This is a genomic window from Lysinibacillus sp. GbtcB16, from assembly GCF_019091145.1.
GTDB lineage: Bacteria > Bacillota > Bacilli > Bacillales_A > Planococcaceae > Lysinibacillus > Lysinibacillus fusiformis.
The window spans coordinates 1-15,807 of the sequence record NZ_JAGXJV010000012.1; the positions used below are offsets into that span (position 1 = coordinate 1).

At 38.9% G+C, this 15,807-nt stretch carries 15 protein-coding genes; all 15 read right to left on the bottom strand.

Features of this window, described 5'->3' with window-relative positions; genetic code table 11:
* Positions 1–556: 556 nt before the first annotated feature.
* On the bottom strand, positions 557–838 hold the full coding sequence (locus KVT27_RS21305; protein WP_008180315.1) for a hypothetical protein: 282 nt from the start codon (positions 836–838) through the stop codon (positions 557–559).
* A gap of 194 nt (positions 839–1,032) precedes the next feature.
* Positions 1,033–2,535, bottom strand: a complete 1,503-nt coding sequence (gene lysS / locus KVT27_RS21310; RefSeq protein WP_191967810.1) for a lysine--tRNA ligase — start codon at positions 2,533–2,535, stop codon at positions 1,033–1,035.
* A gap of 176 nt (positions 2,536–2,711) precedes the next feature.
* The gene (gene dusB / locus KVT27_RS21315; protein ID WP_217581905.1) at positions 2,712–3,752 is read right to left on the bottom strand and encodes a tRNA dihydrouridine synthase DusB; all 1,041 of its coding nucleotides are present in this window, start codon (positions 3,750–3,752) and stop codon (positions 2,712–2,714) included.
* A 67-nt stretch (positions 3,753–3,819) separates the two neighbouring features.
* Positions 3,820–4,332, bottom strand: coding sequence for a 2-amino-4-hydroxy-6-hydroxymethyldihydropteridine diphosphokinase (folK, locus tag KVT27_RS21320; RefSeq protein WP_036122085.1), 513 nt, complete (start codon positions 4,330–4,332; stop codon positions 3,820–3,822).
* Entirely contained in the window at positions 4,332–4,697 is a 366-nt protein-coding gene (gene folB / locus KVT27_RS21325) for a dihydroneopterin aldolase (protein ID WP_036122082.1), read from the bottom strand. The genes folK and folB overlap by 1 nt, the downstream gene beginning before the upstream one ends.
* The gene (gene folP, locus KVT27_RS21330; protein WP_036149767.1) at positions 4,697–5,551 is read right to left on the bottom strand and encodes a dihydropteroate synthase; all 855 of its coding nucleotides are present in this window, start codon (positions 5,549–5,551) and stop codon (positions 4,697–4,699) included. Before folP ends, folB begins: the two co-directional genes overlap by 1 nt.
* A 13-nt stretch (positions 5,552–5,564) precedes the next feature.
* A complete protein-coding gene (pabC, locus tag KVT27_RS21335) occupies positions 5,565–6,404 on the bottom strand; it encodes an aminodeoxychorismate lyase (protein WP_036149769.1) in 840 nt (279 codons plus the stop codon).
* Positions 6,405–6,986: an aminodeoxychorismate/anthranilate synthase component II gene (pabA, locus tag KVT27_RS21340; protein ID WP_036149771.1), complete on the bottom strand. Its 582-nt coding sequence runs from the start codon at positions 6,984–6,986 to the stop codon at positions 6,405–6,407.
* A complete protein-coding gene (locus KVT27_RS21345) occupies positions 6,983–8,392 on the bottom strand; it encodes an anthranilate synthase component I family protein (protein WP_483307973.1) in 1,410 nt (469 codons plus the stop codon). The genes pabA and KVT27_RS21345 overlap by 4 nt, the downstream gene beginning before the upstream one ends.
* Positions 8,393–8,542: 150 nt before the next feature.
* The gene (gene cysK, locus KVT27_RS21350; RefSeq protein ID WP_008180299.1) at positions 8,543–9,472 is read right to left on the bottom strand and encodes a cysteine synthase A; all 930 of its coding nucleotides are present in this window, start codon (positions 9,470–9,472) and stop codon (positions 8,543–8,545) included.
* Positions 9,473–9,746: 274 nt separating this feature from the next.
* Positions 9,747–10,718 (bottom strand): peptidyl-prolyl cis-trans isomerase, encoded by a 972-nt coding sequence (locus tag KVT27_RS21355; protein ID WP_036122069.1) that lies wholly within the window; start codon positions 10,716–10,718, stop codon positions 9,747–9,749.
* A complete protein-coding gene (hslO, locus tag KVT27_RS21360) occupies positions 10,702–11,583 on the bottom strand; it encodes an Hsp33 family molecular chaperone HslO (RefSeq protein WP_217581906.1) in 882 nt (293 codons plus the stop codon). Before hslO ends, KVT27_RS21355 begins: the two co-directional genes overlap by 17 nt.
* 21 nt (positions 11,584–11,604) lie before the next feature.
* Entirely contained in the window at positions 11,605–12,372 is a 768-nt protein-coding gene (locus tag KVT27_RS21365) for a type III pantothenate kinase (RefSeq protein ID WP_036122067.1), read from the bottom strand.
* 178 nt (positions 12,373–12,550) lie between these two features.
* Entirely contained in the window at positions 12,551–13,384 is an 834-nt protein-coding gene (locus tag KVT27_RS21370; RefSeq protein ID WP_217581907.1) for an aldo/keto reductase, read from the bottom strand.
* A 162-nt stretch (positions 13,385–13,546) separates the two neighbouring features.
* The gene (gene ftsH / locus KVT27_RS21375) at positions 13,547–15,577 is read right to left on the bottom strand and encodes an ATP-dependent zinc metalloprotease FtsH (protein WP_208704903.1); all 2,031 of its coding nucleotides are present in this window, start codon (positions 15,575–15,577) and stop codon (positions 13,547–13,549) included.
* Positions 15,578–15,807: the final 230 nt, after the last annotated feature.

Here is a 15,807-nt window from a genome sequence, read left to right on the forward strand (position 1 = left end):
TTTCGTTCACTAGCTAGGCTAGCTACTAAAAACTTTATTGATTACGTTTTGCTTGTTCAGTTTTCAAGGTTCATTTTGTCGCTAAGTTTTTGATAGCAACTCTTAAATTATAACATACTCAGTTATCGTCGTCAACAACTTTTTTAAAAAGTTTTTCATTTACGAGAGACAACTTTTAAATCATATTACAACCACATTTCAGTGTCAACAACTTTTTTCGTTTATTGATTCTTTATAATGTTGTTGTTCTTACGTCGTTTTAACGACAAGTAATAATTTATCATGTTCGCAATTACTTCGCAAGTGTTTTTTTCATAGAAAACGATATTATTGAAAAAACGCGCTTTAGTAAGCTATTTCATACACTTATGAGAATGTAGATTTTATATCATTCTCTGTTCTAACTTAAATGATTTGTTTTACTATACATTGCTTTCTTTCAAAACTCAACTAATTAAAAATTAAAACATAGAAGCAGGAGTTAAAAGCATCTGCTTCATTTTCTCCTGCTTACTCAACTAAAAACCTCATCGTTTGCTATTCAAGCTTCGCGCTACTACTTTAAGCCATCATCTTGTGGATCAACTATATTTAAGCACCACAGGAAATTATCCCATGCGGAATACCAGCCACTAAAAATTTCAGAAGAATCATCCCAGCGAACATCAAACTTCTTATGTCCGTCGATCTCTACTAAATATAAAGTAAGATTCTCGTCTTTTTTGGCAACTACTAATTTCATTCCATGCTCAAGTTCTTCTTCTGTAAATGGAACATCTGATACAGAACGTAATTGAGCCTGTTCAAATACTTGTTTGTTAATAATTTTGTAATTCATTATATGCCCCCAATAAAAATACTTCTTTTTTATCTACTGTCGTTTATAAAACATAGAACTATAAAAGTATAACCTAAATATAATCCACGTTTAAACAACTTAATTTTTTTAATACAAAAAAGAGGAGAATTGCCTTATCCGCAAATTCTCCTCTTCATTCTATTCTTATCTTACTGTTAGAAAAGATGCTACGACTATTTGGTAATATGACGCATTGTCGGGAATAATAATACATCACGAATGGAAGGTGAGTTTGTTAATAGCATGATTAATCGGTCAATACCGATACCTAGTCCACCAGTTGGAGGCATACCATATTCTAAAGCTTCAATGAAATCATTGTCCATTTCATGCGCCTCATCATTACCAGCCGCTTTCTCTGCTAACTGTGCTTCAAAGCGCTGACGTTGATCGATTGGGTCATTTAATTCTGTGAAGGCATTTGCATGCTCACGACGAACAATAAATAGCTCAAAGCGATCTGTGAAACGCTCGTCCTCTGGATTTTTCTTTGCAAGAGGGGAGATTTCCACTGGGTGACCATATACAAATGTAGGTTGTACAAGTGTTTCTTCTATTTTTTGCTCAAAGAATTCATTGATAATATGGCCTACTTCATGAACATCTTTCACTTCTACTCCATGTTCTTTAGCAAGAGCCTGAGCTTGCTCCTTTGTCATCGGCTGCCAGAAGTCTACACCAGTTGCTTCTTTTACGGCATCAACCATGTGAACTCGTTTCCAGCCCACTGCTAGGTTAATTTCATCTTCTCCATATTGAACTGTAGTCGTTCCAAGAACTTCTTGAGCAACGTGAGCTATAAGGTTTTCAGTAAGAGACATGATATCTTGATAGTCAGCGTATGCTTCATAGAGCTCAATCATTGTAAACTCAGGGTTATGTCGTGTAGAGATCCCTTCATTTCGGAATACACGCCCAATCTCATAAACCTTTTCTAAACCGCCCACAATTAAGCGTTTTAAATGCAGTTCGATTGCGATTCGCATATATAATTCCATATCAAGTGCATTATGATGAGTAATAAATGGACGAGCAGCCGCACCACCAGCAATTGTATGAAGCATTGGTGTTTCTACTTCTAAATATCCAGAGTTATCAAGATAGTTGCGGATAGCACGGATAATTTTAGAACGTGCTATAAATGTTAATTTGCTTTCTTCATTCGTCATAAGATCTAAGTAGCGTTGACGATAACGTTGTTCAACATCCTGTAAACCATGGAACTTCTCTGGCATAGGACGTAGCGCCTTTGTAAGGAATGTGAATTCCTCTGCCTTTACTGAAAGCTCGCCAACCTGTGTACGGAATACATTTCCTCGGATACCTACGATATCTCCCAAATCAGCTTGTTTAAATAATTCATACGCTTCTTCACCTACATGGTCTTGACGAACGTAGATTTGAATTTGGCCACCCAAATCTTGAATATGTGCAAAGCCAGCTTTTCCTTTACCACGCTTCGTCATTATACGACCCGCAATAATAACCTCTTGCAGATTTTCTTCTAGTTGCTCTTTTGTTTGATCTGCAAATTGTTCCTTTACTTCTGTTGACAAATGCGTACGTTCGAAACGGCTACCAAATGGATCTTGTCCGTTCTCTAATATAGTTGTCATTTTTTGGCGTCTCACCAAAAGCTGGTCATTTAATTCTTCTATGTTTGACACTTGTTTCACTCCTTAAATAAATAGCGTTTACGTCCATAATATTTCTATTGTACACAATTTTAATGCTGTAATCATCTGTTTCAGTTTATTTTCAATACAAGATAAGATAATTAATAATTCTAAAAATTAAAGCGCGCAAAAAAAGCGTCTCTGGCAAAACTTGAGACGCTCACGGTATCTTTATCTTAAATAATTAATTCTTTTGCTTCAGGGATCATGAGATTGGACTCGGATTCTTCATACTCTTGAACAAGGCCATTTAATAACGCGCGAAGCTCTGCTGCCGTTTCAGTTTGGTTAATAGCGTTACGTGCTTTACCATTACCTCTAATTCCCTTCAAATACCAAGAAGCATGCTTACGCATTTCACGAACTGCTATACCTTCTCCTTTTAATTGGAGCAGACGTTCAAAATGAAGTAGACAGACGTCCATTTTTTCACGTACACTCGGTTCTTCCTTTAATTCACCAGTTTCTAGATATTGAACTGTACGATAAATCATCCATGGGTTACCCAAAGCGGCACGACCAATCATCACTGCATCTACACCTGTAGTTTCTAGCATACGTTTAGCGTCCTGTGGCGTTTCTACATCACCATTACCAAGAACAGGGATTTTCACGTTTTCCTTTACCTGACGAATGATATCCCAATTCGCCTTCCCTTCGTACATTTGTACACGTGTACGACCATGAACCGCTACCGCTGATGCACCGGCACGTTCAACAGCCTGGGCATTTTCAATAGCGAAGATATGCTCATCATCCCAACCAATTCGCATTTTTACGCTAATAGGCTTTTTCACTGCATCCACCACAGCTGCTACCATTTCATACACTTTATTAGGATCTAAAAGCAAACGAGCTCCCGCTTCACATTTAATGATTTTATTAACAGGGCACCCCATATTAATATCTATAATATCAGCGTTTGTATTTTGATCTACATACTTAGCTGCCTCTACTAATGTTTCTTTATCTCCACCAAAAATTTGTAGTGACAGAGGATTTTCACGTTCATCGATATAAAGCATACCTAATGTTTTTTCGTTTTTTTGAACAATACCCTTATCACTAATCATTTCAGCATATACAAGCCCTGCTCCGAACTCCTTAACGGTTAATCGGAAAGCAGAATTACAAATCCCTGCCATTGGAGCTAATACAACACGGTTGTCCATGACAATATCGCCAATTTGAAAGGGCTTCTCTGTTGTTTGACTCAACGTTGTCTTCCTCCTATATAGGCATGTACCTATTTATCCTTAATTTAAAATTATATAAAGCGCCTACCTAACTCACTATAAGCGGTTCGTTAGTCGGCTGCCACAAGTTTATACCTTCACTCTCACGGTCCATCTGTTGCAATAAATGATGTGCTTGTTGTAGCTGATCTCCGAAAGGTGCTGGGGTAATCTCTACGAGTGGCACTAAGACGAAAGCTCGCTCATACATTCTTGGATGAGGAACAAGTAGATTCTCTGTTTCAATATTTTCTTGATTGTAAAGTAATATGTCAAGGTCGATGATTCGTGGACCCCAACGAAATTCTCGCACACGCCCTAACTCTTGTTCAATCGATTGGCAAATCTTCAGCATTTCAGTAGATGATGCATCAGTTTTGAGATGAACAGCAATATTCAAAAAGTCTGCCTGATCTGTATAGCCTACTGCTGCCGTTTCATAAACAGATGAAACACGTACAACCTCAATGTTCTCCTTTTCTCTTAAAAGAGCAACAGCTTGTTGAAGATTTTCATATCTCTCACCTATATTTGTACCTATTGATAAATAGACATCCTTCATTAAAAATCACCTCTCGTTACTTCAACAGACACTTCTTTGTAATAGCCATGTATTGGTGGGTCTGGCTTAATCAACTCTACACGAACGCCCTTTATTTTTTCAGGGTATGTTGTTAAAATCATGTTTGCTATTTTCACAACAAGTGACTCAATAAGCTTAAAAGGTTCTCCTTCTACAATATCACGACATAAAGCATAGACCTCTGCATAATTTACCGTATAAGCGAGGTCATCCGTTTCTCCAGCCTTTGTCATATCTACAGCCAGTGAAACATTTGCTCGAAAACGTTGACCAAGAGTTGTTTCTGCCGCTAATACACCATGGTAACCATAAAACTGCATATCTTTTAAATGAATATAATCCATTATGCCTCCTCCTTATACAGTCGTTTGCCTACTAGCACATCAGCCATATGCGCTGCACGTGCCATTTCCTTTACATCATGAACGCGTATCATATGACAGCCCTTTTCAATTCCATAAACTACCGTTGCTCCCGTACCTTCAAGACGTTCATCAACTGGCAGCTTCAAAACATTGCCGATCATGGATTTACGAGATGTTGCTAAAAGCACAGGATAGCCCATTCCCACTAAATCCTTTAGATGTTGCATCATGGCTATATTCTGCTCAGTGTTTTTAGCAAAGCCGATACCAGGATCTAGGATAATATGACGATCAGGAACCCCCGCTTGATGTGCGATAGCGATACTTTCATCTAAATCCGCTTTCGCCGTTGACCAAAAATCAACACCATAATCCATATTTTCACGATTGTGCATTAAAATTATTGGAACATCTAAATCAGCTGCAACCTGTGCAATTTCCGGTTCAGCTTTTGCTCCCCAAATATCATTTATCATATGCGCCCCCGCCTCAATGGCAGCTCGCGCTACGTTTGCTTTATACGTATCAACCGAAATAATCGCATCTACTTCTTTCAATAATGCTTGTATAACAGGTACAATACGTGTAATTTCATCTTCATCTGAAATACGCTCATAACCAGGACGTGTAGACTCTCCGCCTACATCGATAATTTTAGCACCATCGGCCACCATTTTTTTCGCTTGAGCTACCGCAGTTTCAACACTGTTGAACTTCCCTCCATCGGAAAAGGAGTCTGGTGTAACATTTAAAATACCCATTACAAACGTTTCTTTTGTAAAGTCTAATGTAATACCATTAATCGTTAATGGCTTCATATATTTATCTAGCATACAAACGCTCCCTCTATCGTTGCTCCACTTCTTGAGCAAATGCATCATGTAAACGCGTATATACAGGTCCTTTATTACCCAATAATTGCTGATTCTCTATATGAATTATCGGTACAAGCTCCTGCACAGAATTGGTAATAAAGCATTCCGTACTTTGTCGTAAATCTTCCTTCGTATAAAAGCCTTCTCTTACTTCAAGACCAAGAGCATCAGCTTTCTTTATAACCCAAGCTCGAACAATACCAGGTAGTATGCCTGTTTCCAAGGAAGGCGTATATAGTATATCATTTTTTACCCAAAAAACATTTGAGGTCACACCTTCTGCAACATAGCCCGCTTCCGTTAAAAAGAAACCTTCTTGCTGTGCCAATGACGGCAGCTCGAAACGACCAAGCACATTGTTGCCATAATGATGTGATTTGACGCGTACCCCTTGTTCAGGTGAATTACGTGGGGTAGTAAGCCACTGAGCTGTCTTTTCAGTTCCACGAGGTGTATCCAGTAATTCTTTACGAAAGATAATGATATTGGGTTGCATGTATTCTGTTGGCTGCAAACCAATACTATGTTCACCTGCTGAAACATTAAGACGGAAATAGCCATCCTGACCACCAGCTTGCTGATTTAATTGTTGCACAACTTCAAATAATACACTTTCAGGATAGGTTAAATGAATGCGATATTGTGATAAAGCCTGCTGTAATCTTTTCATATGTGCATCCCATTCAAATATCTGCCCCTCATATGTTCGGAACGTTTCAAAGAAGCCCAAACCATATAAAAAACCATGGTCAAAAGGGGAAATCCGCAAATCTTCGGCTGCCATATAGCTTCCATTCATCCAGCACTGCATCTATTTAACTCCTTCTACGTACATATCTATAAATTGACGAAGGAGTTGTTTACCTTGTTCAGTCATAATAGATTCTGGGTGATATTGTACACCCTCTATTGGATAATCCTTGTGACGAAGCCCCATAATTTCTCCCTCTTCTGTCCAAGCGGTTACTTCTAGACAAGTCGGTAGCGTCTCTTTTTCTACAATAAGAGAATGATAGCGAGTAGCTTGAAACGGGCTTGGCATAGCTTTATGTAAGCCAACTTCAGCATGTAATACAGGAGATGTCTTCCCATGCATAAGGCGCTCAGCCTGTATTACCTGACCACCGAACACTTGCGCAATAGCCTGATGTCCAAGACAAACACCTAAGATTGGAATATTTCCCGCGAAATATCGAATAATATTCAGACTTTCACCCGCCTCATTGGGACTACACGGCCCCGGTGAAATAACTATCATATCAGGTGCAAGTTGTTCTATGTCCTGTATTGTTAATACATCATTTCGTTTTACTATTACTTCATGACCAAATTCGCCCAAATATTGTACGATATTATAAATAAATGAATCATAGTTATCGATCATTAAAATCATTTTGCTCGCTCCTCCGCCATTGCCTTTGCCTGCCACATGGCCTTCGCCTTATTTAAAGATTCCTGATATTCTCTTTCTGGAACAGAATCAATGACAATACCTGCTCCTGCCTGAATATGCGCGACCCCATCTTTTATAAATGCTGTACGAATCACAATATTAAACTCCATGTCCCCAGTGTAGCCCAGCCAGCCAATAGAACCTGTGTATAAGCCACGTCTTACAGGCTCTAATTCTTCGATAATCTCCATTGTTCGTATTTTTGGTGCACCAGTAATAGTGCCGCCTGGGAACATTGCACGGATAACATCAGCGTTTGTTTTGCCTTCCGCTATTTCTCCCCGAACATTGGATACAATGTGCATAACATGCGAATAGCGTTCAATGACCATGAACTCATCTACTTCTACTGTCCCATAAGTTGATACTCGCCCTAAATCATTACGCTCTAAATCCACTAACATCACATGCTCTGCGCGTTCTTTATCATTGTCAATTAATTCCTGAGCCAATGCTAAATCTTCCTCTTCAGATTTCCCTCTTGGACGCGTTCCCGCAATGGGTCTTGTTGATAATTCTTGACCCTGACGTTTAACTAAAAGCTCAGGTGATCCAGAAACAACCGCAAAATCCGGGGCTTCCATATAAGCCATGTACGGTGACGGATTAAAGGCTCTTAATGCCTCATATACATCCATCGCTGTCGCATTTAAGTTTTTAGATTGACGAACTGATAAATTGACTTGAAACACATCACCTTGTGCGATATATTTTTGAATTTTCTGCACCGCCGCCTCAAAGTCAGTCCCTGCGAATGACACAAGCAATTCACTCTCGTCATTGACTACTTCTATAGCATTGGTCTTTTCAAATTTACGCGTAGCTAGTCCATCAAGGGCTGAAGTTTGCCAATTAGTAGCCCACTCTTCTAAGTCAACAACACAATCTTCTAGCTTCATTAAAGTGACCGTATTGTGTTTCACATCATGTACTGCCCAGCTATCAAACAAATAAAAATAAATATCTGGTATTTGTAGATCGTCATTAGCTGTATTAGGAAGCACTTCAATATTGCGCGCATAATCATATGTTACAAATCCAATAGCGCCCCCCTGAAAAACTGGAAGTTCCTTATTAAATGGAACCTGGTATTCCGCCACGAGTTCTTCCAATAATGCAAGAGATTCTCCTGGTAAAACTTCGCTTCTGCCATTTCTCCAATTTACTAAAAGTCCGTCCTCTACTGATTGTGCGGTTGCTAATGGATCCCAAGCAGCTATTGTAAAATGACCACCTCGTCCACTTTCTAAAAAGACATGCGAATCTTGTGTCTCAGTTTGCTTTTTATAACTATAAAAAAATGAATCTGCATCCATCTCTACTGTTTTCGTCAAAATTGTCTTCAAGTTAGCTTTCCCCTTTTAAATCATTTGATGTGATTCCATCTTAACGTGAATATTACATAGATGCGAATATTTTTATAAGGCTCTATAAAATTCTAAGCGCACTAAAAAAGACTCCTTATCAGGAAGGAGTCTTTTTTCTATTAACTTAAATTAGTCTTCAAATTGATAGAGAGGTGTTGATAGATAACGTTCACCATTCGAAGGCACAATAGCAAGGACATTTGAACCCTTACCTAAACGTTTTGCAGCTTCAATTGCAGCATAGATCGCAGCGCCTGATGAAATACCACATAAAATACCTTCTTCACGCGCAACTTTACGAGCTACTTCAAAAGCTACCTCGTTTTCAACAGGGAATACAGACGAATAAATTTCTGTATCTAAAACCGTCGGCACAAACCCTGCTCCAATCCCTTGAATTTTATGAGGGCCAGGTTGACCACCAGAAAGAACAGGTGAATCTTTTGGCTCTACAGCGATAATTTCAACATTGGGATACTTTTCTTTTAATACGGCACCTGCACCTGTAATAGTACCACCAGTACCAACTCCAGCTACAAATGCATCTAGTGTTAAGCCATCGAATGCTTCTACAATTTCAGGGCCTGTAGTTAGGCGGTGAATAACAGCATTCGCTGGGTTCGTGAATTGTTGTGGTAGGAAATAGCCATGTTCTGCAGATAATTCTTCTGCTTTAGCAATAGCACCTTTCATACCCGCTGGTCCAGGAGTCAATACAAGCTCTGCACCATATGCACGAAGTAAGTTTCGTCGCTCTAAGCTCATTGTTTCTGGCATCACTAAGATTGCTTTATAGCCTTTAGCAGCAGCAATCATCGCAAGACCAATACCTGTATTACCAGATGTCGGCTCGATAATCGTACCACCTGGTTGTAACGTTCCATCTTTTTCTGCCGCTTCAATCATGGCTAATGCTAAACGGTCTTTCACTGAGCTTCCTGGATTAAAATATTCTAATTTTACATAAACAGTACCTTCATTTTCACTTGTTGCATGATTTAATTTAACGATTGGTGTTTTACCAACTAATTCAGCTATCGAGTTCGCTAATCTACTCATTTAATAATCCACTCCCAATCCCTACTATTTTTATAGGTTTTACTTATTTTGTATTTTATCAATTTTTCCATTCGATTGTCAATAAATAAAACTTGTATTTTCAGAATATTTATCTACTGTCGATGGATGGAGCATTTACTAGTCCATCAAACATCTCATAAAGACAAAAAGAATCTGCACCATTTGTCGGGTAAGTCCATTCTGATGACATCCACGGTCTGCAAGTTTTTTAGACTTATGCTACCCGCAAAGAACTTGCAGATTCTTTCATTTATTATTTTTCTTTTTTAGATTCTCCATAATACCATGTAGCATTAAATTCAGACCAAAACGCTTCAGGTGTAACAGATTGTGGCAACTGCTCTAAAGCTAATTCACGCTCGATATGTTCTTTCACATCGTCATATGTAAAGGATTGTCCCTCTAAAACCTCTTGTACCTGAACAATGCCATAATGACCATTATCTAACTTAAAGGCTTTACTCACCTCATTTGCCTTTGTAGATTTCACAGCATTAATAATGGCAGGATCCACGTTTTCCTGATTTTCCGTCAGGAAACCAACATCTCCCCCTAAACTCGCTGAAGCACTGTCTAAGGAAATCTCGCGGGCTAGCACTGAAAAATCAGAGCCATTTTTTAGTTCACCCAGCGCCTCGTCAGCAGCTTTCTTGGCGTCAACCTCAATAAAATTGGTACGATAGCTTGTTTTTGTATTGTATAGTCCTTGATTTTCCTCATAGTACTTTTCAATACTCTCTTCACTTATCACTACATCTTTTGTGAGTACCTTATCTAAAATAAGTTGTGAACGAATTTTTTGGCGTAATTGCTCCGCTGAGAGATTTTGCATCGCTGTATCAAATTTATCTTGAGCAGAACGCATTAAGGCTAATTCGAGATCAATTTCTTGATCAGTAACTTTAATTTTATATGTCTTTGCTGCCTTTTCCATTACAGATTCATTGACTAAATTTTGTAGTGTTTCTTTGCCATATCGCTCTTCCATAGCAATCATCCACTCTTGGCGCGTGATAACATCCCCGTCAATGGCAGCGACTTGTTCGTCGCTACCAATTTCCTGACTTTTATTTGGGATAGCCCATGCAATGAACCATAAAATATTACCTAATAACAATACCGCAATGACAGCCAGCGCTGGTTTTGTTTTTAAACGGCGCTGTAATAAAGGGGTTTGGTTTGGTGTTGTAGTGGCAGAAGGTCGTCTATTACGATTTGAGCTCATCAATAAACCCTTCTAACTCTTCTTTTGAAAAATGATAGGTCTCTAAGCAGAAATGACATTGTGCATCTGCACTGTCATCCTCTTCAATCATTTCTTTAATTTCAGCTATTCCTAGACCTAAAATTGCTGCACCAAACCGCTCTTTTGAACATTGACATTTAAATTCGACTGGCATGGAATCTAAAATTTGTAGATGGCCATTTCCTAATACAGCTTCTAAAATTTGCTCAGGTGTAAAGCCTTTTTCAATCATTTTCGAAACTGGCTCTATTGTAGCAAGATGCTGTTCGATTTCATTGATTGTTTCCTCTTCACAGCCTGGCATTAATTGCAGAATAAATCCTCCTGCAGCAAGAATTGTGTTGTCCGGATTAACTAATACACCTAAACCAACTGATGAAGGTACTTGCTCAGATGTAGCGAAATAATAAGTAAAATCTTCAGCAATTTCACCTGAAACAATTGGTGTTTGGCCTGAAAACATATCTCGCAAACCAAGATCCTTAACGATTGTTAAAGCTCCTTCAGTCCCAACGCCTGCTCGCACATCTAGCTTTCCTTGCTCGTTTAAATCGAAATGAACATGAGGATTCGTGACAAATCCACGTACTTCTCCACGTGCATTACTATCGATTACCATTGGACCAATCGGACCATTACCCTCAATCTTGATTGTAATCTTCTCTTCACCTTTTAACATAGCACCCATCATTACAGCCGCTGTCATAGAGCGCCCTAGAGCAGCTGATACAACTGGCCATGTATCGTGACGACGTTGCGCTTCTCCAACTGTGGCTGTTGTACGGGCTGCAAATACACGTACCTGTCCATTAAATCCTAAACCTTTAACTAAATAATCATTCATAAATGAAATGTCCCTCATTTCTTATTGGTTACGTTTATACAGTTTATATAAACCCTTTAACGTTAAAAACGGATCCACAACATCAATAATTTGCGTTTCTCCTGCAATTAGATTTGCTAATCCACCTGTAGCAATTACTAATGGCTCCTCTTTACTTTGTGCCTTCATCCGATTAACAATGCCCTCAACTTGTCCTACGAAGCCATAAAAAATTCCGGCCTGCATGGCGGAAACGGTTGTTTTTCCTACAATATGTGTAGGTCTTAATATTTCAATACGCGGCAGTCTAGCAGCTTGAGTATAAAGTGCCTCTGTCGAAATGGTTATACCCGGCGCAATCGCACCACCCATATAGTCGCCTTTTTCATTTAAATAACAATAAGTTGTTGCTGTACCAAAATCAACTATAATACAAGGTGCTTTATATAAATCTAAAGCTGCTATAGCGTTAACAATACGGTCAGAACCAACCTCTCGAGGATTTTCGTATTTAATATTCAAACCCGTTTTAACACCAGGACCCACTACTAGAGGTTTTTTTCGAAAATACTTCTGACACATTGCCTCCAATGAATACATAATTGGTGGCACAACTGAGGATATTATAATGCCCGTAATTTGTTCAAATGAAATGCCTGCATGATTAAAAAACGAAAGAACTTGCATAGCATATTCATCTTCTGTTTTATAAAGGTCTGTCACCATACGCCAATGGAAGGCTAATTGTTCGTTGTCATCATAAACACCTAACACAATATTAGAATTCCCTGCATCTAAAACTAAAATCATGGTTGACACCCCCATACCATCATTGTAACTTTCGCCAACCTACTGTTACAACTTACATTATCCATCTAACTTGAAGTTAAAACACTTTAGAAAATGATACCATACTTTTTATGCTAGGAAATAGTATTCCAACCTTCTTAAAAAAAGAGCATCCTAAGCTAGGACGCTCCTAAAAAAATTATTTGAAATTAAATTTTTCCGGATCTGGACCACAGCGTAGACCGTCATTTAAAGCATCCAGTTGAGCCATTTCGCCATCTGTTAATGTAAAGTCAAAAACATCCAGATTCTCCACCATACGAGTGGCTGTCATCGTTTTTGGGATAGTTACAACGTTGTGCTGTACATCGTAGCGTAATACGATTTGAGCAGGTGTTTTATCATACTTAGATGCTAACTCTTGAATCAATGCTTCCTCCAATAAGCCGCCATTCATTAAAGGAGACCAAGCCTCTACTTGGATGTCCTTGTCTGTACAATAAGCACGTACTTCCTTTTGCGTTAAATGTGGATGGAATTCGATTTGATTAATAACAGGAATAACCGTAGTTTCTTTCAAAAGTATTTCTAAATGATGTACATGGAAGTTACTAACACCAATTGAACGCACACGTCCATCTTGATAAATCTTTTCCAGTGCCTTATAGACCTCTACATAATTTGTGTCAATGCCTGGCCAATGTACTAAATATAGATCCAAATAGTCTAATCCTATTTTCTCTAAACTGCTATCATAAGCGGCAAGTGTTTCTTCATAGGAAAGTCCATCGTTCCAAACTTTAGATGTTATAAATAGTTCTTCACGCGTAACCAAACCTTCTTCTATGGCTGCTCGTATCCCTCGTCCAACACTTTCTTCATTACGATATACTTGTGCCGTATCGATGCTTCGATAACCTTTCGCAATAGCCGTTTTTACAGCTTCAGCTAGGTCTTCTCCTTCTGGAACACGAAATACACCGTAACCAACCAAAGGCATTTTAAGTCCATTATTTAACGTTACAGTTCCCATGCGAAAACACTCCTATCCATTTGTCTTTACAAATACATCTTGTCTCCACCATTTGTGCGAAGTCATATGTAGCTGTCTTCCACTAATATCCTAATGCTTTTTTATAATAAAAGGCAAAGAAAAAGACTGTTTACTCATTTTGCAGTAAACAGTCTTTCTCATTTATTCACGTTTTTCGTCGATACCCTTAGGTGGTTCATTTGATTCCTTGCCTTCTTTTGCAAGGTCTAAAGTTGTTGGGTTTGGCTCTTTACTTAATAGCTCTTTTTCAACAACTGGCTCACCAATCGTATCTAACGTTGGCTTCGTTTCCACTTTCGGAGTGTCATTCCCCTCAATTTTTTCGACAGCCTCTGGTGCTGGTAAAACACCATGATCACGTAAATGCTCGATTTCTTGCGCATTTAATGTTTCTTTCTCCATTAACGTATTAGCAATTAAATCAAGTAACTCACGATTCTCTGTTAGGATACGTTTCGTACGCTCATATTGCGTATCAATAATTTTTTGCATTTCTTTATCAATTTCATAAGCTATAGAATCAGAGTAATTTTGGTCCGAATTAAAGTCGCGGCCAAGGAATACATTTCCACCCTGACTTGAACCGAATTGCATTGCACCAAGATTTTCACTCATTCCATATTCAGTAACCATAGCTCGTGCGATACTTGTAACCTTTTGGAAGTCGTTATGTGCCCCCGTAGAGACTTCACCAAGAACGATTTCTTCAGCTACGCGACCACCAAGCAGTCCAGCAATACGGTCTAAAAGCTCTTGTCTTGTTGTAAAGAAACGTTCTTCCTTCGGTAACATAATAGCATATCCACCCGCTTGACCGCGTGGAACAATTGTTACTTTGTGGACTGTATCCGCTTCATCAAGCTCTAGACCAACAACTACGTGACCAGCTTCGTGGAAGGATACAAGTTTTTTCTCTTTGGCTGAATATACTCGGCTCGCTTTAGCTGGACCAGCGATTACACGGTCAGAAGCTTCATCGATATCTGCCATATTGATGGTACGTTTACTTTTACGAGCGGCTACAAGAGCAGCTTCGTTTAGTAAGTTTTCTAAATCAGCACCTGAGAAGCCTGGCGTACGTTGTGCAACTGCTGCTAAATCAACTGTATCTGCTAAAGGCTTGTTACGTGCATGTACCTTAAGAATCGCCTCACGTCCTTTTACATCAGGATGTCCTACTGTAATTTGACGGTCAAAACGACCTGGACGTAATAACGCTTTATCTAAAATATCTGGTCTGTTTGTTGCAGCGATGATAATAATACCCTCGTTTGCCCCGAAACCATCCATTTCTACTAGCAACTGGTTCAGTGTTTGTTCACGCTCGTCATGACCCCCGCCTAGACCAGCGCCACGTTGACGACCAACTGCATCAATCTCATCTATAAAGATAATACATGGTGCGTTTTTCTTCGCATTTTCGAATAGATCCCGGACACGTGATGCACCGACACCGACAAACATTTCTACGAAGTCAGAACCTGAAATTGAGAAGAAAGGAACGCCTGCTTCGCCTGCCACAGCACGTGCAAGTAATGTTTTACCTGTACCTGGAGGACCTACAAGTAAGATACCTTTTGGAATACGTGCACCAATCTCTGTGAATTTACGATGGTCTTTTAAGAAGTCTACAACTTCTACAAGCTCCGCTTTCTCTTCATCAGCACCTGCTACATCTGTAAAACGAACCTTTTTCTTTTGGTCATCATAAAGTTTAGCTTTACTCTTACCAAAGCTCATCACTTTATTACCGCCACCTTGAGATTGGCTCATTAGGAAGAAGAACAAGAAAATGATGATAATGAAAGGAATGATCCCTGTAAAGAATTGAATCCATCCACTCGTTTCTGGCGCTGCTAAATATTTAATATTACTATTTTTTTCCTTAGCAGCCTCATCGATGCGATCCATTAATGATTGGTTATCGCGAGGGATGTTCACTGTAAAGCTTTGACCCTTTTCATAACCTTTTAATGTACCTTCTACGACATAAACTGATTTATCAGGTTGAATTGTAGCACTTGTTATTTCTTTCTTATCTAGAGCTTGTTGGAACTCATGATAAGTTAACTCTTTCGTTGGTGAATTGCCACCGTTGAAAGTACCAAAAATACCGATAATCACTAGGAAAATCAGTAGATAGAATATGGTATATCGAAATATTCGATTCATCTCCAGCCTCCTCATTACAAACAGAAAAATTATAAGTAAAATCTTAACATATCATGATTTCATCATACAACGAAAAGCCCTACTTAAAAAATGTTTCGTTCATTTTTTGCTATTATCAAAACAGTTTTTAGGCCATCTTAATACATCCCAGCGTAATTGTACCTGTTCCACGGGCTCGAAATAGCTGAACATTGTGTCAAGATTTCGAATTATGTTAGCCATAATGAAAA